The organism is Cyclobacterium sp. 10D3-21, assembly GCF_055809755.1.
Window position 1 is genome coordinate 6,762,714 of the sequence record NZ_CM147924.1, and the last position, 21,019, is coordinate 6,783,732.

A 21,019-nucleotide genomic window follows, 5' to 3' on the forward strand; every position below is an offset into this window, starting at 1 on the left:
GCAAGATTAAGAGATAACCCATTCAGAAAAGGGAGGTTAGGAAAAATTAATTCGAAATAACCTCCATTTAATTACTAATAAAAGAATAAGTATAAAAAGTTGCTTAATCACCCGAAACAAAGATACGCATTTTTCGGTCAAGAAAGCAAAAAATATTTCTTAGTATACTTCGATATTTTAGAGAAATAATTACAAAGCAATATTTATATAAATTGAAAAAATATGATTTTCCTTCATAAAAAGTAGATTTTAAAAAGGAGATAAAAAAAATACCTTTTAATTTTTATCACTTGTTTTTTATTGTATTAAGGTAAAAAAGGCATTATAATATTTATAATTAAATAAATGTGGGTGAGAAATATTCTTTTTTTAAATAAGCGCAATAAGTTGAAACTGAATTAATGAACTTAAAAAAACACCTTTGTAAATCCACAATTAAGAAAAGTTATAAATAATTTTTTATTTAAATAGTACAATTTACTGTAGTTTTTTTTTGTTAAAGAACAATAAGGATTTGAACACAGGTGAAAAAGACCGCGCTTAATTATTGCCAGTATGCTATTGATATAAAACCGAAATAGGCAATAAACCTTCAATTAAGTAATGGAATCATTTCCTGAAAGTCAGGAAATGCCAATACGAACCGTATTGCATAATTTGAGCTAAATCGATAAAAAAAAATTCCCTTAAATTTTATCCTTGCCTAAAAACCACTTGCGAAAGTAGTAAAGCACTGGGTTCTTGTATTTGAGTTGTTTCCAGGGACGGCTGGCATGAGGCCTGTGCCAAACAGCCAAATCAGGAAGTATGTAATTGTCAAAGCCCAAAGCAATGGATTTTTGGCTTATATGGGTATCATACCAATCCTTACTGTTATCCAGATCAGTAAAATCGTATTCCTGTAAAAATTTTGTATTGATTAACGTACAACAAAAGCTAAGGCTACGTGTAGTTTTTGTTGGCTCTTTACTTTTTAATTGTTTGAACTTGAGGTAAGGAAAATTTACCTTTCCTTCAGCATCATGCGTGATGGCACCGACAAGACCTACCTTTGGATTATCGTTGGCGAAGTGCACCAGTTTTTCTAAAGTGTCTTTATTTACTTTAACATCAGATTCCACAATGATCAGAGGTAACCCCGCTTCCAAGGCTGTTTTTTGAGCAAGCTGCAGCACTGTCTTATAATTGGGAGAAGGGTTTGACGTTACCTCCTCCAAATTTATTAACTTAAAGCTTTTACTACTACTGGCGGTTTCTAAGGCCTTTTTGGTCTGATCAGTAGAGTAATCATTAAAAACCCAATAATCATAAACCCCATTTGCTTCTGAAATAGCCTCAATTGTTTCCAGAGTAGCCTCCAGAGCATCTTTCACGGGTGTAATTACGATTGCCTGCATCTTGGAAAAGTAAGAAAAATCCCCGGGAAAATTCCCAGGGATAGTATTTAAAATTATTTCAATTTTGCCAGCACTTCTTTGATGCGCTTTAACGCTTCTTTCAATTCATCCTCTGATGCTGCATAAGAAAGCCTCACTGACTCAGGCGCACCAAAGGCCGCTCCAGTTACCAATGAAACATTTGCTTCTTTAAGTACATAAAGGCAAAAATCATCCGCAGTTTCAATTTTCTGATCACCTGCAGCTTTACCAAAAAAGGCAGAAACGTCAGGGAAAAAGTAAAATGCTCCTTCAGGAACGTGTGTTTTGATACCAGGTATATCGCGCAATAATTCCAAAACCAGGTTTCTTCTTTTAAGATAGGCTGCTGCCATTTCTTCTGTTGGCTTTTGATCTCCAATCAGACCTGCTAAGGCTGCACGCTGGGCAATACCTGTACCGCCAGAAGTGAACTGGCCTTGAATCTTCTCACAAGCTTTCGCAATGAACAAAGGAGCACAGATATAGCCAACTCTCCAACCGGTCATCGCATAACCTTTAGAGAATCCATTCACAGTAATCGTACGCTCAAACATTCCTGGGAAAGAGGCAATGCTTGCGTGAACACCGGTGAAGTTGATCAACTCATAAATTTCATCGGCTATTACCAAAAGATTTTCTTTGCTCTTGATAACATCAGCAATGGCCTCCAACTCAGACTTGCTAAAAACAGAACCTGAAGGATTACAAGGTGAAGAATAAATCACCGCTTTGGTTTTGTCTGTGATGGCCTCCTCTAATTGCTTAGCGGTAGCTTTAAAGTTATTTTCCAGGCTACCTTTTATAAGTACGGGAACACCACCGGCCAATTTGATTACCTCAGAATAAGAAACCCAATAGGGAGAAAAAATGATTACCTCATCACCTTCATTGATAAGGCACATGAAGATATTGGCTATAGAATGCTTTGCTCCTGTAGACACCACTATATTTTCAGCCTTCGCTTCTGATATATTGTTTTGATCTCTTAGTTTTTTAGCAATGGCTTCTCTAAGATCTTGATAACCAGCTACTGGAGGATAAGAAAAATACTTCCCTTCATCGATGGCATCTTTGGCAGCCTCTTGTATGTGTTTAGGCGTTTTAAAATCAGGTTCTCCCAGACTCAGACCTATAATGTCTATTCCTTGAGTCTTTAATTCCCTGGCTTTTTTTGCCATGGCCAGCGTAGCTGACTCTTCCATATTGTTTATACGATCAGATAAGATGGAATTCATTTATATTTTATTTAAATTACGTTTGATAATCAGATTAATAGGACCTTTTGACCAATAAATTATTATGTAATGAATGATGGCCTTTCTGTCTCCTTTTTAATTTTGCAAAAATAAGCATAATGACAACGATTCCTAAATCTTTGACTAGTTTTGAGAAATGTTACCATTGATAATTAGGCTGAATGTTTTGGTTTTTTGCACCTAACTACAACAACTGGGCCTTTATATTCGTTTTTAAATTGTTATGAAAAAACTCATTTACTTATTATTTGTAGGGCTTTTTTCTATTACTTCGGTTGGTTTTGGTCAGGAAGATTCAACGAAAGTTGCGGTGGACTCATCAGGAGTGGAAGAAAATAGACTTCTTCCTACCTCTACGCCAGTACTTTTATTTTCCGATGCAGAAGACAATCTAAAGGAAGAAAAAAAGAAGAAAAAGAAGAAGAAGAAAAAGAATTTTCATTTTGGTGAAAAAACCAGCAAGGGTTTAATAAAAAGTAGTTTTAGGGACCAGGTTACTTATCAATATTTTAATTATACTACAAGAAATAGAAAAATAGACCCTTATATCAGGGATATCTTTTGGTATGACTCCAAAAACAAAGCCATCAAGACTGGCAACTTCAATCCCTCTCAAGGCTATCTGCTACATGGCCCCTATGAAAAGCGAATCGGGGAAAATGTGGTTGAAACCGGTATGTACTTTTATGGTACCAAGCACGGACGATGGATGATTTTTGACGCTAAAAACATTCTTCTAGACAAGAAAAAATATTCAGAGGGATGGCCAAAGGCCTCAAGAATTACCTATTACAATCGAGGAGAGCGCAAAATAGAAAAGTTAACGCCTATTGAATACGATCTCGAGGAGGGGAATTTTTTTCATTTTTATCCTGATGGACAGGTGGCTGTGGCCGGGGAATATAAATTTGGAGAGCGCATAGGCATTTGGACAGAATACTGGCCCAGAGAGAGTGATCAGACAATAAAGAAACGTGAAATTCAATATCAGAATGAAGCGTTAAATAACAGTTTCAAACCTTATATCAGAGGGGAATGGGACAAAGAGGGAAACCTTATCTATAGCCACGTTCAATAAAAGGCATCCTCAAAATGCTTGAATGCAATCGCTCCTGATTTATTTTGATATACACCAACAATATCAAAACGGATATCTTTCTTCCAGTCTTTTTCGTATATGTAATTGTCAGCAGCTCTAATTATCAATTGTCTTTTCCGAAAATCTACAAATTCTTCAGCATACCCAAAACCTGTTCCGCTGCGATATTTAACTTCTACAAAGACCAATATCCCTTTTCTCTCCATAATGAGATCTATTTCAGCATGCTTGTACCTATAATTGGCGGTAATAAACAGATAGCCGTTAGCTACCAGCCAGTCTTTGGCGAGCTGTTCAGCCTTCGTTCCCTTGTCATTGTGTTCAGCCATTGTTTGATATTGACTATATTTGAAAAAAACCATTCCATAAGGTGAATCAATTTATAAATAAAAAAGTTATTTTTCGGGATTTAGGCACCAAAGATTACCAGGAATCCTGGGATTATCAGGAAAAATTATTCGCACAAACGGTTGAAATTAAGATCGCTAACCGAAAATCGGAACCTGGTCAAGAGCAAATCACGGACAACTACCTACTGTTTGTAGAGCATCCACATGTTTACACTTTAGGAAAAAGTGGACGTGTAGAAAATCTTCTTTTAGACGAAGCCGGATTAAAACAATACGAAGCGAGTTATTACCCTATAAACCGGGGTGGAGACATTACCTATCATGGCCCAGGGCAAATTGTTGGGTATCCTATTCTTGATTTGGATAACTTTTTTACAGATATTCACAAATACCTACGGTTCCTGGAAGAAGCGGTAATTGCTACCCTTGACGACTATGGGATTGTGGCAGGTAGAATTCCAGGATTAACTGGAGTTTGGATAGATCATATCGAACAAAAGAACCCGAGAAAGATCTGTGCATTGGGTGTTAAATCCAGCCGATGGGTGACCATGCACGGTTTTGCATTCAATGTCAATACTGACCTCAGTTACTTTAATCACATTATTCCCTGCGGAATAAGTGATAAAGCTGTCACATCTATGCAATTGGAACTTGGGAAAGAAGTACCCCTTTCCCAAGTGAAGGATAGGGTGAAATTTCATATTGGCCGACTATTCGAGATGGAGCTATTGATAAGTGAAGAACAAAAATGAAAAAAGACATAAAATTCCACCCTGTGACAGGGGTAAAAATGGCCATTGTAAAGGAAGGTAAGGGAACGGATGAAAGCTGGGCTGTTTATCTGATCAATAAAAATCTTATTGAATTGGAAACCTTAATGATCACAGCAAAGGGCTACGGCCTTGTGTCGGGAGAAGAAAAGAAAACCTCGGTGATGCGGCACATGATTGAGAAGTTGGAAGCAACTAGCATTACCAGGGTTGAGGCAATTGACCCTGCTTTATTTCTTTTAAACAATGAGTTCTGGGTTAGTTATTATATTCTGGACCAAATATTTGACAAAAAGTTTATATTTGTAGCAGGCAGCGTCCAGGAGAAACACATGACTTACATACCAGAACTGGACATGCATGGCATTTTACATACCTGAAGCTTATGGCCGATTTTTTCGAACATCTGAATGACATCCTTTTTCTGGACATTGAGACCATCTCCGGAGCGGAAAACCTTGAAAGTTTACCGCCTAGATTGCAAGAGGAATGGAAGAAAAAGGCCCTGCAATTACAAAAAACTGACGAACGAGAAGCAGATGAACTCTATTTTGAAAAAGCCGGTATCTATGCAGAGTTTGGAAAAATCATTTGCATCGGAGTAGGTTATTTCACCTATAAAAAAGAGGAAGACGAGCTTATTTATAGAACCAAATCCTATGCAGGATTAACGGAACATGACACTTTGCTCGAATTCCGAAACCTGTTAGAAAAAAGAGACTGGATCCTTTGTGCACACAATGGCAAGGAATTTGACATCCCATATATCTGCCGAAGAATGCTTATCAACAAACTCCCGCTTCCTGAAGTATTGCAGCTTTCAGGAAAAAAACCCTGGGAAATAAGGCATCTTGACACATTAGAATTGTGGAAATTTGGGGACTATAAACATTATACCCGACTGGATTTACTAGCGACAATTTTTGACATCCCTAGTTCAAAGGAAGGCATAGACGGTAGCATGGTCAACACCGTTTATTACAAAGAAGATGATCTCGATAATATTCGCAAATATTGCATACGGGATGTAGAGGTTACGGCCAGGATATATCTTGCCTACCAGGGTTTGCCCGGAGACTTGTCATTCGAAATCATCAATCTGGATACAGCTGCAGAATAAACATCACTACATAAGGAAGGTCAATATTTTAGAATAAATATCCTTACCTTTATAATTACATTATATTTTTATGGGAAGAAATTCAGGAAGAAAAAAATCAGGATTTAAAAGCAAGGGCAACAAGTCCACAGATTTAGAACATCTAAAATTAAAATTAACGCAATTTTTTGACAATAATTTCGGCGAAGCTTATGCTGAAAAACAACTCATCAAAAAACTAGTACTTCGGGATGCAGGTACCAAAAAACTTTTAAGCCCATCCCTACAGGAATTAGTTGATGAAGGCAGGATAAGCTGCAGCCCCAGAAACCTTTATTCCTCAGCAGCGGATCCTGAATTCATAACAGGAGAAGTGGATTTTGTCAATGCCAGGTTTGCATTCGTGATCCCTAATGATCATGCAAAGAAAGAAGACGACATCATGATCAAAGAAGCAGATTTAAAATCTGCGCTTGACGGTGACAAGGTTAGGGTAATGATTTTACCAAAGAAAGGTAGAGGAAACCGTCGAGAAGGAAAAGTTCTGGAAATTCTAGAACGCAGCAGAGATGAATTTGTAGGGAGGATAGAAATCTCACCACGCTTTGCTTTTGTAGTACCAGACTTTAAGAAGATGCATCATGACATCTTTGTGAAAAAATCGGATCTCGAAGGTGCGCAACATAACCAGAAAGTAGTAGTAAAGCTTACTGAATGGAGTGAAGGGGATAAAAACCCTACAGGGAAAATTATCCGCGTTTTGGGTAAAGCTGGAGACCACGAAGTAGAAATTCATTCCATCATGGCTGAATTTGGACTACCATTTGAATACCCGGAGGAGATTGAAGCTGAGGCTGAAACCATGCCTGACACCATCCCGGAAGCCGAAATAAAAAGAAGAAAAGACTTTAGAGGTATTGATACCTTTACCATTGACCCTGCGGATGCGAAGGATTTTGATGATGCCATTTCATTCCACTATTTGGAAAATGGCAATATGGAAATAGGCGTGCATATCGCTGATGTAACGCATTATGTAACGCCCAAGACATTGATGGAAAAGGAAGCCTATGATAGGGCTACCTCTGTCTACCTGGTTGACAGAACCATCCCAATGCTTCCAGAGCGGCTAAGCAATGGGCTGTGCTCCTTGCGCCCCAATGAAGACAAACTCACCTTTTCTTGTGTATTTGAAATAACCGACCAGGCACAAGTAAAAGATTTCTGGATTGGTCGCACGGTCATTCACTCCAACAGACGCTTTAGCTACGAAGAAGCGCAGGAAAATATGGATGCGGAAAGCGGTGAATATGCCAAGGATTTATTGAAAATCAATTCCCTGGCTAAGTTACTTCGAAAAGAAAGGTTCAAAAAAGGAGCGATCAATTTCGAAACAGTTGAGGTAAAATTCAAATTGGACGAAACTGGAACACCTATAGGAATCATCATAAAAGAGCGAAAGGATGTCCACAAGTTGATCGAAGAATTTATGCTTCTGGCCAATAGGACGGTCGCAACTTTTATTTACAATAAAAACAAAGGCAAAAGCACTTTCGTTTACAGGGTTCACGATTATCCAGACCTTGAAAAACTGGAAACATTTGCCAATTTCGCAACGAAATTTGGCCATGAGGTAAAGTTCCTTGATGAAAAAAAAGTATCCAATAGTCTGAACAAACTGATGGAGGAGATTGTTGGTAAGCCTGAACAAAACATTCTTGAACAACTGGCCATAAGAAGTATGGCAAAGGCAAAATACACCACCGAGCCTAAGCAACATTTCGGTCTTGCATTTGATCATTATACGCATTTCACTTCGCCTATCAGAAGATATCCTGATATGATGGTACATCGACTTCTCCAACATTACCTGGACGGTGGCAAGCCACCAGAAAATCAGGCATGGGAAGAAAAGTGTCTCCATTCATCAGAACGGGAAAAGAGAGCAGCAGATGCAGAAAGAGCCAGCATTAAATACAAGCAAGTTGAATACATGAAATTGGCTGAAGACAAGGCCTACGCTGGCATAGTAACCGGAGTCACCGAATGGGGAGTCTATGTAGAAATTTCTGAAACCAAATGTGAAGGCATGGTAAAGGTTCAGGATTTGACAGACGATTACTACGACTTTGACAATAAAAATATGCGGCTGATCGGTGCCAAAAATAAGAAAATGATAACACTGGGTGATAAGGTACAGGTTAGAGTAACCCGCACCGATATCGATAGAAGAACGATAGATTTGGAATTTGTAAGCAATGATAAATGACAACCAGCTCGATGACATTAAAACTACCCTCGAGCAACACATTCAAGAACTAGACTTGAAGGGAAATCCTCCCGAATTGTACGATCCGATAGCTTACCTGATGGGCTTGGGAGGTAAAAGAATAAGGCCATTGTTAACCTTACTTGCTTACGGTTTGTACAAGGAAGATTACCAGAAGGCACTTACTCCTGCAGCAGCCATAGAGGTTTTTCACAACTTCACACTCATGCACGATGACATCATGGACAATGCGCCTCTACGCAGAGGAAAAGCTACTGTTCATGAGAAATGGGATGACAATACGGCTATCTTATCGGGCGATGTGATGTTGGTGAAAGCCTATAATTTATTCCTATCAATCGAAGCCGAGCACCTAAAAGAAAGCCTACAATTGTTTAGCAAGACGGCAGCTGAAGTTTGTGAGGGCCAGCAATTGGACATGAATTTCGAAAAGAGGGAATTCGTTAGCGAAGCGGAATACCTAAATATGATACGTTTGAAAACTGCCGTCTTGTTGGGTTTTGCCTTGCAGTTGGGAGCGGTTTTGGCTGGTGCCTCGAGAGAGGATGCGACTTACCTTTATGATTTCGGAGTAAATATAGGGATAGCCTTTCAACTAAAAGATGACCTGCTCGATGTATATGCTGACAAGGAGAAATTCGGCAAGCAGGTTGGAGGAGATATATTGGCCAATAAGAAAACATACCTTTTGGTTAAAGCCAACGAACTTGCCACAGGATCGGCAAGCGAAAATCTCCAGAAATGGCTTAAAGCAGAAACCTTTAACCCTGAAGAAAAGGTCAAGGCAGTAACCTCCCTATTTGATCAACTTCAAATCAAAGAAAAAACAATGGCGCTAATGGACGACTATTTTGAAAAAGGTTTCAACCAACTTTCCAGCCTACAAGTAAAAAACGCAGAAGGCTTACAACTCCTTCAAAACCTTACACACAACCTAGCCAATAGGGAAAAATAAAAACATGGAATTATCATTGACATTAATCATTATCATCATCACTTGTCTTATTTCTTATTATGGCTGGAAAAACCCTGAGTTTGTAAACAAACAATTGTTCACCCCCTACCTTATCAAAAGAGAGGGATCTTATGGGCGATTTCTGTTTTCGGGCTTTATTCACAAAGATGGTACCCACCTCTTGTTTAACATGTTCACCTTTTATTTCTTCGGAAATGTAGTAGAGTCCTACCTCACTTACGTATTTGGATTTGAACTGGGTCTAATCGCTTATTTAGCCTTTTACCTTTCAGCCATCGTCATTGCGGATATCCCTACCTACCTTAAAGAACAAGACAATCCCGGATACCATGCTTTGGGTGCCTCGGGCGGTACTTCGGCTACTGTCTTTGCCAGTATAATTTTGATGCCCCTTTCTGATATTTGCATTTTCGGCATATTTTGCCTGCCAGGATTTATATTAGGAATACTCTTTCTGGGGTATGCGTTTTATAAAGGCCGAGCCGGTAGCGATAATATCAACCATGATGCACATTTCTATGGTGCAGTATTCGGAATAGTAGTGATTGTATTAATTTCCCCTGAGAATGGATTGCGTTTTTGGGAACAAATAAAAAGCTTCAGCCTTTTTTAAGACTGAAGCTTTTTAATTTATTTTGCTTTTTTCAATTGTCTAACCAATTTGTCCACCACTTCCTTTAGCAATGGGATCCAATGTTCTCCCTTTTCTTCGGCAAACACATCGGGGCCAGGTATTCCTACGCGCATCCCAACGACGCTAGTAGCATTACCTCCACTTCCTTCAGTTTTGAAATAAACATCGACAGCATTGATGTTTTGGGTAAATTTTGAGAGTTTATCTATAGAGGTCCTTATTTCTTCTTGTACGGCACCATTGATTTCATTATTGACTGATTGAACGTCAATCTTAATTCCATTGTAGTTTTCTGTGAAATTCATTTTCAAATTGTTTAACTCCATCATTCGGAGAGGTGAAAATTAATACTACGAATATCTTAAAACTGAGGAACAAAAAAAAGGTCATCCGTTAGAATGACCTTTAAATAATTAATTTCTTAGTAAGATTAAGCTTCAGCCGGAATTACTCCTACAAAAGATCTACCTTCGTGATTTTTTGTGAAAGCTACTTTACCAGGAACCAAAGCAAAGATTGTATGGTCTTTACCCAATCCAACATTTACGCCAGGATGGTGCTTAGTACCTCTTTGTCTTACAATAATGTTACCAGCTATAACTGATTCACCACCAAATTTCTTTACACCAAGTCTCTTACTTTCAGACTCTCTACCGTTTCTAGAACTACCTACACCTTTCTTATGTGCCATAACTTATTATTATTTAAGGTTGCAACCCGAAGGATTACAGTGTGATATTTTCGATTAATATTTTTGTAAATTGTTGACGGTGACCGTTTTTCTTTTTGTAACCTTTTCTCCTTTTCTTCTTGAAGACGATTACTTTGTCACCCTTTACATGATCAAGGATTTTCCCTGATATCTTAGCGCCTGATAGTAATGGCGCTCCTATCGATACAGTGCCATTGTCATCTGCCAAAAGCACTTGATCGAATTCTACGGAAGCGTCAACTTCGCCCTGCATTTTTGGTGCAAAGATTTGTTGATCTTTTGTTACTTTGAACTGCTTACCGGAAATGTTAACTATTGCGTACATAATGGTTTGATATAATTCAATTATCAAAATGAGGTGCAAAGATAAGAAAATATACCATATAGATAAAATAAATACCCAATATTAATTTAAGTTTCTGCACTTTAAGCTAAAACATTTTAGTTATTAAACTGGGCTAACCCCATTTAACTGTACTCAAACACCATTAATAGCCCTACAAATAAGATTTTGAGGTTTATAGGATTGACTGACAGGAATTTATAAGGCATTCAAAGTCGCTTACAAAGCCATTAAATTGACCACCGGTCAAAAAAAGACCCGTTTTAAGCCTATTTTAAATATTTTAAAATTATTTAAAAAAAGTTAACCTTGCATATTTGACCCAATTGGATTAAATCTTAACTTTAGGTATAATCGGTTAATCTACTATTTGTTTGTCATTTATAGCCTATTGACCAGCGTTCAACTTTTTATGGTTTTTAACTGAATCCGGCTTTACTTTTTCAATTTTCTTGCCCATATTTGTTAAGTCATTTATAACAATTCAGCCTAAAAGCCTTTTTTCTAGACAGTAAGAAGAAATACGGTGCAGGCTAGCAAATAATTTTTATTCAGATTAAAACATTTCTACTAATGAAGTCAGAACCAATATTAGAACAGGGAGATAATAGTCGATTTGTATTGTTCCCTATCCAACATGATGACATTTGGGAATATTATAAAATGGCGGAGGCCAGCTTTTGGACCGCTGAAGAGATAGATTTAGGGCAAGACTTTAATGATTGGAAGAGCCTAAGTGATGGAGAACGACATTTTATATCCCACGTTCTGGCATTTTTTGCGGCTAGTGATGGAATCGTCAATGAAAACCTAGCAGAAAATTTCGTCTCAGAAGTACAATATACAGAGGCAAAGTTTTTTTATGGTTTTCAAATTGCCATGGAAAACATCCACAGTGAGACCTATAGTCTATTAATAGACACTTATATAAAAAACCCAGAGGAACGCGATCACCTTTTCAATGCCATAGAACATATGGACTGTGTAAAGAAGAAAGCTGAATGGGCTTTACGCTGGATAGACAATGGTAATTTCATGGAGCGACTGGTGGCTTTTGCTGCAGTTGAAGGAATATTCTTTTCCGGTTCATTTTGCTCTATATTCTGGTTGAAGAAAAGAGGTTTGATGCCAGGTTTGACCTTTTCAAATGAATTAATCTCAAGAGATGAAGGTTTGCATTGCGATTTCGCTTGTCACCTTTATACCAAACACCTTGTCAATAAACTACCAGAAGAACAAGTTACAGAAATCATCAAAGATGCTGTAGAAATTGAAAAGGAATTCGTTACAGACGCATTGCCTGTAAGATTAATTGGCATGAATTCTGAGTTAATGTGCCAATACATTGAGTTTGTGGCAGACAGACTGCTACTCGAATTGGGATGTTCTAAAGTATGGAACAGCAAGAACCCGTTTGATTTTATGGACATGATATCTTTGGAAGGAAAAACCAATTTCTTCGAAAAGCGTGTTGGTGATTATCAAAAAGCAGGGGTAATGAAAAACAAAGACGAAACTTCTTCAGATAAATTTTCTGTTGAAGAGGACTTTTAATCATTTTTTAACCATTAATCATCAATAGTTATGTTAGTAATAAAAAGAGACGGTAGAAGGGAATCCGTCAGATTTGACAAAATCACAGCCCGAATAGAAAACCTTTGCTATGAGTTGGATGCGCGTTACATCCACCCCATTGAGATTGCCAAAAAAGTGATTGATGGGCTTTATGATGGGGTAACCACCACAGAGCTGGACAATCTCGCCGCTGAGGTATGTGCTTCTTTGACTGTGAAGCATCCAGAGTACGCCATCCTTGCCGCAAGAATTTCCATATCAAATCTTCATAAGACTACAAGTCAGTCGTTTTCCAATACAATGAAACGGCTGTATACCTATATCAATCCAATAACAAATGAGAATGCAGCGCTGATTGCACCGGATGTTTACGGGATTATTAAAAAACATGCTGCCAAATTAGACCAGGTTATCGAATACAGTAGAGATTTCGATTATGATTTCTTTGGATTCAAAACCCTGGAAAGAAGTTACCTTATCAAACTAGATGGTAAAGTTGTAGAAAGGCCTCAACACATGCTTATGCGGGTGTCTGTAGGCATCCATAAAGAAGACATTGATGCAGCTATTGAGACTTACCATCTCTTGTCTCAGAAATGGTTTACACACGCTACTCCTACCCTCTTTAATGCCGGCACACCAAAGCCACAGTTGTCTTCCTGTTTCTTGCTTACAATGAAAGACGACAGCATTGATGGGATATACGACACTTTAAAACAATGTGCTAAAATTTCCCAATCAGCAGGCGGCATCGGTCTTTCTATTCACAATGTGAGAGCCAAAGGCTCCTACATACGAGGAACCAATGGTGTATCTAATGGGATTGTACCAATGTTGAGAAACTTTGACATGACCGCTAGGTATGTGGATCAAGGTGGTGGAAAAAGAAAAGGTAGCTTTGCTATTTATCTGGAACCATGGCATGCAGACATCAAGGATTTCCTTGACCTAAAGAAAAACCACGGTAAAGACGAACTCCGTGCAAGAGATTTATTCTATGCGGTTTGGGCCTCTGATCTATTTATGAAAAGAGTGGAAGCCAATGAAGAGTGGTCTCTATTCTGTCCTCACGAAGCACCAGGTCTTGCCGACTGTTATGGTGAAGAGTTTGAGAGACTTTATGAAAAATACGAAAAAGAAGGCCGTGCGCGTGAAGTAATTAAAGCACAAGAGCTTTGGTTTGAGATTTTGGAATCCCAAATTGAAACAGGAACCCCCTATATTTTGTATAAGGATGCTGCCAACAGCAAATCCAATCAAAAGAACCTGGGAACAATCAAATCCTCCAACCTCTGTACTGAGATCATGGAGTACACCTCACCGGATGAGGTAGCCGTTTGTAATCTTGCTTCCCTTGCTCTTCCCAAGTTTGTATCTATAGGAAAGGACGGTAAAAAATATTTTGATCACCAGAAACTTTACGAAGTTACCAAGGTGGTTACCAAAAACCTAAACAAGGTAATTGATGTCAATTATTACCCTGTACCGGAAGCCAGAAAATCCAACTTTAGGCACAGACCTGTTGGATTAGGAATTCAAGGATTGGCAGATACTTTCATCCTTTTGAGGATGCCTTTTGATTCTCCAGAAGCCAAAGGACTTAATGAAGACATCTTTGAAACCATCTATTTTGCTTCAATGGAGACTTCCATGGAACTGGCGAAAATCAATGGTACTTATGAGACCTATGAAGGCTCTCCAGTATCTAAGGGGCAATTCCAGTTTGATATGTGGGGTGTAACGCCAAAATCAGGTCGCTGGAATTGGACAGCGCTCAAAGAGAAAGTAAACAAGTATGGGGTAAGGAATTCCCTTTTGGTAGCGCCTATGCCTACAGCTTCTACTTCTCAAATCTTAGGTAACAACGAGTGTTTTGAACCATACACTACTAATATCTATACAAGAAGAACCTTGTCAGGAGAATTTGTAGTTGTCAACAAACACTTGATGAAAGACTTGATCAGGTTAGGTATTTGGACGGATGGGATGAAAAACAGGCTGATCGCTGCCAATGGCTCGATTCAGAATATGCCTGACATTCCTCAAAACTTGAAGGATCTTTACAAAACGGTTTGGGAAATCTCTCAAAAAGTGATCATAGATTTGGCTGCCGACAGAGGTGCTTATGTATGTCAGTCTCAAAGCATGAACCTCTTTTTGCAAGAGCCTAATTTTGGGAAATTAACTTCAATGCATTTCTACGCCTGGAAAAAAGGCTTGAAAACAGGTATTTATTACCTACGCTCTAAAGCGGCAAGTAGTGCCATTCAGTTTACGGTAGACAAATCCCAATTGAATGGAGACAAGCCTGAAGCAGCAACAGCAGACGTGGACAGCAAAAAGCTGCAGCAAGAGGCCATTATTTGCTCTTTGGACAATCCAGATGAGTGTGAAGCTTGTGGTAGTTGATCCACAAATATAAAATCGCATAAAAAAGCAACTGTCCTTCGGGCAGTTGCTTTTTTTGCTTTTAGCGAAGTTTCAGAAATAAAAACTTACCTCATTTAGAATAAACAATATTGACGTTTTCAGGGCCCGATACTTTTGTCTTAACGGAACCGTCGCCTTGTTTTTCATGCCTGATATACAACAAGCCATCAGGTGTAGGAAAGGTACCTTCCACCCAATCCAAATCTCCCAAATGCGGCTCAATGAGGATGGTCTTAGATCCCGGTTCCAATACATTGACACCAAGCACATGTTTACTCATCCAGGCTGTAGGACCAGATGCCCAACCATGACTTAGGTTATGGCGGAGCTTGTCATAGCTATACCCACCATAGCTGGCATGAACATCTACTTTATCATCAGGCACGAAATCATCAATTCTAGCAGCGTTTTCCAACCACTTGATATTAAAATCTTCCCAAAAAGTGGTTGCTCCCAGGTCAATCATCGCACCCCAATATTCTCTGATATTTTCAATCGCCCCAACATAGTCTCCAGCCTTGGCCTTGGCCTCCAGCATATAATAGCCATAGAAAGTAGAGAAATCAGCCACTCCATTTTTGGAAATTACCTGTTGATTGGCTTTAGTAGGATCCATTATTCCTGTCAGGGACATTAAAGAAGCAGCTTGCTTTGATCCTGCATGATCAGGACGGTAGGTTCTTAACTTAGCCGCCATGTCCTTGGCTTCTTTGGCCATTTCTGGATTTTCAAGTACTGTATATATTTCTTCAGAAGCATCAAAAGCCCAAATCAACATGGACTGCAAACCAGCATGTATGGCTTCAGGGTTTTCACTTGATGGCCAATCCAGAAAACGGGTACCATCTAATTTTTCTTTATTGCCTTCTACCCTACTTGCCATGTGCCTGGTAAGTAGTTTCAAATAGTTTTCTTGTTCCTTCAAATAAGTTTTATCTCCATAATGCAGGTACCAGTCACGGTGGATAATGATCCACCACATTGAATAGGTACTGATCCCATTCATCCATTCAGGCATAGGCGTAATGTCACGGATCAGGTCAAGGCTTTTAGGCACTACCTCATTGTACCCAAAGACCGCACTGATTGTGGAAACCTCAGGGTGCAAATCTCCCACCCAAACCAAACGGTCTCTTTTTATGCCGTCCCAAAGGTACTCCTGCATATTCATGTGAACCGTATAAGCCCCCATGTCCCAAATTTTATTCAAACGTTTATCATTGCTCTTAAAGCTACCCAAGTAAGGGATGTCTCTGTACACCAATATGGCATTGGCTTCTTTTAGCAGCAACTCTTTATTAGGGTCAACCAGATCAATACGTGCATACCTGAATCCCGAGTTCCCAATTTCAAGTTTTCCAAGCCATGGCAAAGACACGATGAAATCACGCATGGCGTGGTCATTTGTAGCCCCATGGATGGTGTCAATAGACGACATCGCTTCAGTTACTGACTCTCCCAATCTTATTCGCACGCGCACAGGATCTTTTGATCCTATCATGCCCGTTACCAATTGAATTCCGCCATGTAGGTTGACACCAAAATCCAACAAGATACCTGGCTTTTCAGTTGCCGTACTTTTCATGACCAAAAAATCCTGCTTGTTTGTAAGAATGGCTTGGCCTATTGGTTGGTTCAGGAGGTGATTTTCATTTTTTATTAAATCCGTATTCTCCGTAGATTTCCAAAATATTTTAACTGGAGCAATGTATTTCCGCGTTCGGGAATCATCGGCTACTTTATAATCCCTGCCATTGTTAAAGGCAGGTGGAAGTTGGGCATTGGCATTGGAACACATTGCCAGGAAAAGTAGAATTGAAAAAACTGGCCTTACAGCCTTGTGCATGAAACTCATTTGGATAGTCATTTTGGTTAATAAGCCAAGATAAAATTATTTGGTCAAATACCTGTCCTGTGCGTACCTGCTCAAGAAAAAATTTATTTCGATCCCCTTTTACTACTGGGACTAATCTACGCCTAATTCATCTAATTCGGCATCTATTTTTTTGTCCCACTTCTCCTGAGCTGAAGCATTGGAGCCATTGGAAGTTTGACCGTCATATTGTTCCTGCATACGGTTCATTTCTCTAAAAGCTTCCAGGTAATGAAAAGAGATCTTGCGCTCATAATCATTGGGATTGAGTTCAACTTTTTGTAGCGTATTTTTGAGCCGTTCAATGATTATTTTAGCGATATCAAAATGCCTTTGTTCATGATTTAAACCGTAGCTACTGTTTGCAGACCTTACCCAGGAAGAACTCTTCAACATATAGGTTTTAAAGACCAAATCTACAATCACTACTCCATTTTCCACGCTACTATTCGACTCATAGCCGATGCTTGCAAAAATAGAAGCAGCATAATTATTAAAAGCAGGTCTCCCTGTAAAATCTTTCCAGGTCAATGGCCTGTCAGTAGCATAGAAAACAGTGTCACTCTCACCCAAATGGCTATAATCCCTCATTTCCAATCGCACCGATTGTGCCAGGACATTGTTATTCGGCGCGTCTTTCTCTATCCAATCATCAAAATATTTCATGGCCAAATTCACCGACCTCCTTAGGAACGGCTCCAATAAGTTAAACTGTCTTACCCCTCGTTGGTAACTTATGCCTCCCTGAAAACCCAACAAATCAACCAATTCATCTCCCCTTTCCAAAGCAAAGGTGAAGTCCAGGTGAATATCTCCTTCTACTAAGCCTGTTCTAGCATCCTTAATGTTTTCAATTATTTTGACATCCTTAATTTTGATCACTACGGACCGAAGTTTCTTACTGCTGGGATAAGCGTCCAGAATATACTGTTCCAAGGCCGCTATGGTTCCTCCTTCAAGGTTTACAGTTAGCAGATTACTTCCGCTTTCAACATCTGGGACCAAAAATGCAGTAGGATTAAGATCCTTTCTCTCATCTATAACTTTTGAGATATAATATTCATCAGGGCTGAAAACCTGAGAAACTACCTTTAACGGTATCGGGTCCAGGCTAACTTTTTGAGAAAAAACATTCTCTATAGGTAACAATATTCCAAACACGACAATGAGTGCGGGAATAATGCGCGAAAAATATCCTTTATAGAAGGTTGAAGGTATCATTAGAAAATAAGCTATAGTATCTTTAACTTAATTGATCACTCTCGGGTTCTCGTCCAAACAAGAAAAATAACGGCGAAAAACATAATTTAGTTGAACTCTTCTCACTTGAAACCACAACCACCGAATCTATCTACTGCTTAACACTACTTTTTTGAAGATTTGGCTTTCTCATTGAAGTCCAGGCTAAGGTCAATCCAATAGGCCAACTCTTGGTTTGAGGTAATCGCGGCAGCATCCACGTAACAATAGCCCTTGTACACCCGCCCTTTCATGACCATGGATTGAAAGCCATTTTTTTCTGCAACCTCTTCCAATCTTTCGGGATCAAACCTACACATGAGCCTTGGACCACTTACATTCACGCACATTTTTTTATTGACTAAAAAAGCCAGGCCTCCAAACATCGCTTTTTCTTCCACTTCCAGTTGTCCCACTATGAAAAGATATTCCCGAACCCTATCTGCAAGCCTTTCATCGTATGCCATATTTAAATTGTTTAGATGAAACTAAAAATACCAAATAAAAATGGGTATTGGCAAAGTCTATAGAATGAATTTTAGATGGCTCGAAAGATTATAATGGCCAACACCTCCTTGGGTAATTTTTACCGTTTACCAATAAGCGAAACTTTTTGAAGGGAAAATCTGGAATTGCATGGCTTTTACAGTTACTTTTAAAAGATCATTGTCTCAAGAAAAAAAATACATCTTCCAGAATGACTGTTTGATTTTAAGAACTGAAGCATTCTCAATTAGACCAGCGCCATACCATCCTTTTCATGATAAAAGACCCAAATATATTGACCCGAAACTTTCAAAAATTATCTCTTTTAATTCTCTTACTCTTTCTCCTTCCTATAGCTCATCAAGTAAGCGCACAAATAAAATCGGAAATTCACTGGGAGAATGGAAGCCCTTCTTTGATTATTGATGGAGAGCAATACCCTCCCTTTGCCTACATGTCCTATTTGGGAGAGGAAGAATATTATAATGAGATAGCAGCTACTGGTATTCATCTTTACAATTTACCGGCCTACTTGGGAGAAGGAGGTATTAATACCATCTCAGGTATTGGTGCATTTAGAAATTCAATATGGAAGGGAGAGAAAGACTATGACTTTTCAAGTATAGAAGTAGATTTTGAAAAAATACTTAATGCAGATCCAAAAGCCAAAGTAGTCATCCGTTTTTACCTGGATCCACCTCGCTGGTGGACTTTAGCAAACCCCACCGCGGCAGCACAATTGCCAGATGGTTCATTATTTCGCCAAAGCTATGCTTCGGAGGAGTGGAGAGAAAAAACAAAAATCGCTTTTCAGGATTGCCTGGAGTGGTTGCTAAAATCCAAATACCGCAATAACCTGGCGGGAATTCATGTGGCCAGTGGATTTACCGAAGAATGGTTTTACCATCCTAAACAGTATCAGGACCAAAACCCTGTTCGACTTGAGGCCTTCCGTAACTGGTTATTGAATAAATATGTTACCATTCCTGCGCTGAGAGCGGCATGGAATGCACCGTCTGTCACTTTTGACAATGCCAAGCTGAGCAATATCGATGAGCCTGTCACTGATATCTCATGGAGAGATCCCAATAAAGACCAAAACTACATCGACACCTATCGGTTCCACACTGAAGTTTTGGTGGACAATATTGCCTATTTCTGCAAGATTGTCAAAGAGAAAAGTGATGGCAAATTGTTGACGGGGGCATTTTATGGGTACCATTATTTTGTCACTGACCCAAGGAGAGGCCATGGTTCTCTGGCAAAGCTATTGGATTGTCCGGACCTAGATTACCTCTCCAGCCCAAATGTATACAATAGGGCCATTGGGGAAGACTGGCCACCTATGGTGGCGGTGAACTCCGTTCACAAGCATGGCAAACTTTGGCTGGCAGAAAACGATACACGGACTTCTATTACTACGCTTCTAAAAGACCGCTCTCAAGGAATAGCCCCTCCTGGCCAATATGAAGGTGGGGTTTGGCTTGGCCCTAAAGAACATGATGCCTCTGTCTCATTGCTATGGAAAAATGCAGCAAGAATGCTGGCTTATGGCTATGGGGGTTGGTGGTTTGACATGTGGGGAGGCTGGTTTAGTGATCCTGAAATGCTTCAGGTATTGGAAAAAACCCAGCAATTTCACCAAGACTATCCGTCCAAAAATCCTGAAAAAATGAAGCCTTCTGTATTGGTGATTGTAGATGAAGAACTTTCCTTTTGGGACAAAAGTTACGGAAGGCTTACTGAGAAAATATTGTCTAACCGATATCCGATAGCCAAAACAGGAAGTGCCTATGACCTTTATCTAAGAACGGATCTACATGAAATTGCTGACAGCCAATACCAGGTAATCTGGCTTATGGGATTGCTTCAATTGACCGATAAAGAAGCTGCACAGATCAAGAAATGGCAAGGAATGGGAAAAACAGTCTTGTGGACCAACGATAAAGGAACAACCCTTTACTTCCCGGGAAAAGCCGCCAAATTTCTACCTGATAAGTTGCAATGGACACCTTCTGAGCTAAAGAAAGTCTGGTCAGAGGCTGGTGTTCACCAATACATAACTACAGAAGACATCTGTTATGTAGGAAGAAATTGGCTGAGTTTACATTCTGTGGATGGGGGAGAAAAAAACATTCAGCTCCCTTATTATGCGCAGGTAATTGACCCAATAGCTAACAAGGTCTTATCAGATTCCACCAACCAAATCAAGATCAAGATGGATGCAAAATCGACGGTTATTTTTCGGGTTAATCCATTTTAATCTATTGATGCTTCCGGCTTAAAATGTCTATCTGGGTATTCAGTTATAAAATTGTTTTACACTGAAAGATGGAAATATTAGGCTTATTGACCATAGAAGCGTAATAGGGAAGATCAATTCCGAAAAAACCATTTTTTAATCTGTATTTATCCTTATTGTTATAGTTTAATTTTTAATTTGCGAATTAAACCCTTACATCCTTC

The 21,019-nt window shown here is 39.2% G+C and carries 19 protein-coding genes; 10 read left to right on the forward strand and 9 right to left on the reverse strand.

Going from position 1 to position 21,019, the window contains the following annotated elements; translation table 11 throughout:
* Positions 1–686: 686 nt before the first annotated feature.
* Complete coding sequence (locus tag AC0L7T_RS26380) at positions 687–1,397, reverse strand: glycosyltransferase (RefSeq protein WP_473339663.1); 711 nt, start codon at positions 1,395–1,397, stop codon at positions 687–689.
* A gap of 53 nt (positions 1,398–1,450) precedes the next feature.
* The gene (locus AC0L7T_RS26385; protein WP_473339664.1) at positions 1,451–2,653 is read right to left on the reverse strand and encodes a pyridoxal phosphate-dependent aminotransferase; all 1,203 of its coding nucleotides are present in this window, start codon (positions 2,651–2,653) and stop codon (positions 1,451–1,453) included.
* 244 nt (positions 2,654–2,897) lie between these two features.
* Here AC0L7T_RS26385 and AC0L7T_RS26390 point away from each other — a divergent pair, with 244 nt between their 5' ends.
* Entirely contained in the window at positions 2,898–3,752 is an 855-nt protein-coding gene (locus AC0L7T_RS26390) for a toxin-antitoxin system YwqK family antitoxin (protein WP_473339666.1), read from the forward strand.
* Here AC0L7T_RS26390 and AC0L7T_RS26395 read toward each other — a convergent pair.
* On the reverse strand, positions 3,746–4,102 hold the full coding sequence (locus AC0L7T_RS26395; RefSeq protein ID WP_473339667.1) for a YraN family protein: 357 nt from the start codon (positions 4,100–4,102) through the stop codon (positions 3,746–3,748). The genes AC0L7T_RS26390 and AC0L7T_RS26395 overlap by 7 nt on opposite strands.
* Before the next feature lie 41 nt (positions 4,103–4,143).
* On the opposite strand from AC0L7T_RS26395, the gene lipB reads away from it, so the two are divergent.
* The 6 genes from lipB to AC0L7T_RS26425 all read left to right on the forward strand — a co-directional run bounded on the left by lipB (position 4,144) and on the right by AC0L7T_RS26425 (position 9,874).
* Positions 4,144–4,878, forward strand: a complete 735-nt coding sequence (gene lipB, locus AC0L7T_RS26400; RefSeq protein ID WP_473339668.1) for a lipoyl(octanoyl) transferase LipB — start codon at positions 4,144–4,146, stop codon at positions 4,876–4,878.
* Positions 4,875–5,276: a hypothetical protein gene (locus AC0L7T_RS26405; RefSeq protein WP_473339669.1), complete on the forward strand. Its 402-nt coding sequence runs from the start codon at positions 4,875–4,877 to the stop codon at positions 5,274–5,276. Before lipB ends, AC0L7T_RS26405 begins: the two co-directional genes overlap by 4 nt.
* 5 nt (positions 5,277–5,281) lie before the next feature.
* Positions 5,282–6,016: a 3'-5' exonuclease gene (locus AC0L7T_RS26410; protein ID WP_473339671.1), complete on the forward strand. Its 735-nt coding sequence runs from the start codon at positions 5,282–5,284 to the stop codon at positions 6,014–6,016.
* Between the two features lie 70 nt (positions 6,017–6,086).
* A complete protein-coding gene (gene rnr, locus AC0L7T_RS26415) occupies positions 6,087–8,264 on the forward strand; it encodes a ribonuclease R (protein ID WP_473339672.1) in 2,178 nt (725 codons plus the stop codon).
* Complete coding sequence (locus tag AC0L7T_RS26420) at positions 8,254–9,240, forward strand: polyprenyl synthetase family protein (protein WP_473339674.1); 987 nt, start codon at positions 8,254–8,256, stop codon at positions 9,238–9,240. Before rnr ends, AC0L7T_RS26420 begins: the two co-directional genes overlap by 11 nt.
* A 4-nt stretch (positions 9,241–9,244) precedes the next feature.
* Positions 9,245–9,874 (forward strand): rhomboid family intramembrane serine protease, encoded by a 630-nt coding sequence (locus tag AC0L7T_RS26425; protein ID WP_473339676.1) that lies wholly within the window; start codon positions 9,245–9,247, stop codon positions 9,872–9,874.
* 17 nt (positions 9,875–9,891) lie between these two features.
* On the opposite strand, the gene AC0L7T_RS26430 is transcribed toward AC0L7T_RS26425, so the two are convergent.
* The 3 genes from AC0L7T_RS26430 to rplU all read right to left on the reverse strand — a co-directional run bounded on the left by AC0L7T_RS26430 (position 9,892) and on the right by rplU (position 10,932).
* The gene (locus AC0L7T_RS26430; protein WP_473339677.1) at positions 9,892–10,200 is read right to left on the reverse strand and encodes an HPF/RaiA family ribosome-associated protein; all 309 of its coding nucleotides are present in this window, start codon (positions 10,198–10,200) and stop codon (positions 9,892–9,894) included.
* 125 nt (positions 10,201–10,325) lie between these two features.
* Positions 10,326–10,586 carry a 50S ribosomal protein L27 gene (gene rpmA / locus AC0L7T_RS26435; RefSeq protein ID WP_473339679.1) on the reverse strand — a complete coding sequence of 87 codons (261 nt, stop codon included), beginning with the start codon at positions 10,584–10,586 and terminating at the stop codon, positions 10,326–10,328.
* Positions 10,587–10,620: 34 nt separating this feature from the next.
* Entirely contained in the window at positions 10,621–10,932 is a 312-nt protein-coding gene (gene rplU / locus AC0L7T_RS26440) for a 50S ribosomal protein L21 (RefSeq protein WP_473339680.1), read from the reverse strand.
* 591 nt (positions 10,933–11,523) lie between these two features.
* On the opposite strand from rplU, the gene AC0L7T_RS26445 reads away from it, so the two are divergent.
* Both AC0L7T_RS26445 and AC0L7T_RS26450 read left to right on the forward strand, forming a co-directional pair.
* Entirely contained in the window at positions 11,524–12,504 is a 981-nt protein-coding gene (locus AC0L7T_RS26445) for a ribonucleotide-diphosphate reductase subunit beta (protein ID WP_473339681.1), read from the forward strand.
* Positions 12,505–12,534: 30 nt separating this feature from the next.
* Positions 12,535–14,934 carry a ribonucleoside-diphosphate reductase subunit alpha gene (locus AC0L7T_RS26450; RefSeq protein ID WP_473339683.1) on the forward strand — a complete coding sequence of 800 codons (2,400 nt, stop codon included), beginning with the start codon at positions 12,535–12,537 and terminating at the stop codon, positions 14,932–14,934.
* 91 nt (positions 14,935–15,025) lie between these two features.
* Here AC0L7T_RS26450 and AC0L7T_RS26455 read toward each other — a convergent pair whose 3' ends face one another.
* The 3 genes from AC0L7T_RS26455 to AC0L7T_RS26465 form a co-directional block, all read right to left on the reverse strand.
* A complete protein-coding gene (locus AC0L7T_RS26455) occupies positions 15,026–16,810 on the reverse strand; it encodes an alpha-L-rhamnosidase-related protein (RefSeq protein ID WP_473339685.1) in 1,785 nt (594 codons plus the stop codon).
* A gap of 111 nt (positions 16,811–16,921) precedes the next feature.
* Positions 16,922–18,049, reverse strand: coding sequence for a hypothetical protein (locus tag AC0L7T_RS26460; RefSeq protein ID WP_473339686.1), 1,128 nt, complete (start codon positions 18,047–18,049; stop codon positions 16,922–16,924).
* 143 nt (positions 18,050–18,192) lie between these two features.
* On the reverse strand, positions 18,193–18,534 hold the full coding sequence (locus AC0L7T_RS26465) for a TfoX/Sxy family protein (RefSeq protein ID WP_473339687.1): 342 nt from the start codon (positions 18,532–18,534) through the stop codon (positions 18,193–18,195).
* 293 nt (positions 18,535–18,827) lie between these two features.
* Here AC0L7T_RS26465 and AC0L7T_RS26470 point away from each other — a divergent pair, with 293 nt between their 5' ends.
* Positions 18,828–20,816 (forward strand): beta-galactosidase, encoded by a 1,989-nt coding sequence (locus AC0L7T_RS26470; protein ID WP_473339689.1) that lies wholly within the window; start codon positions 18,828–18,830, stop codon positions 20,814–20,816.
* The last annotated feature ends 203 nt before the right edge of the window (positions 20,817–21,019 follow it).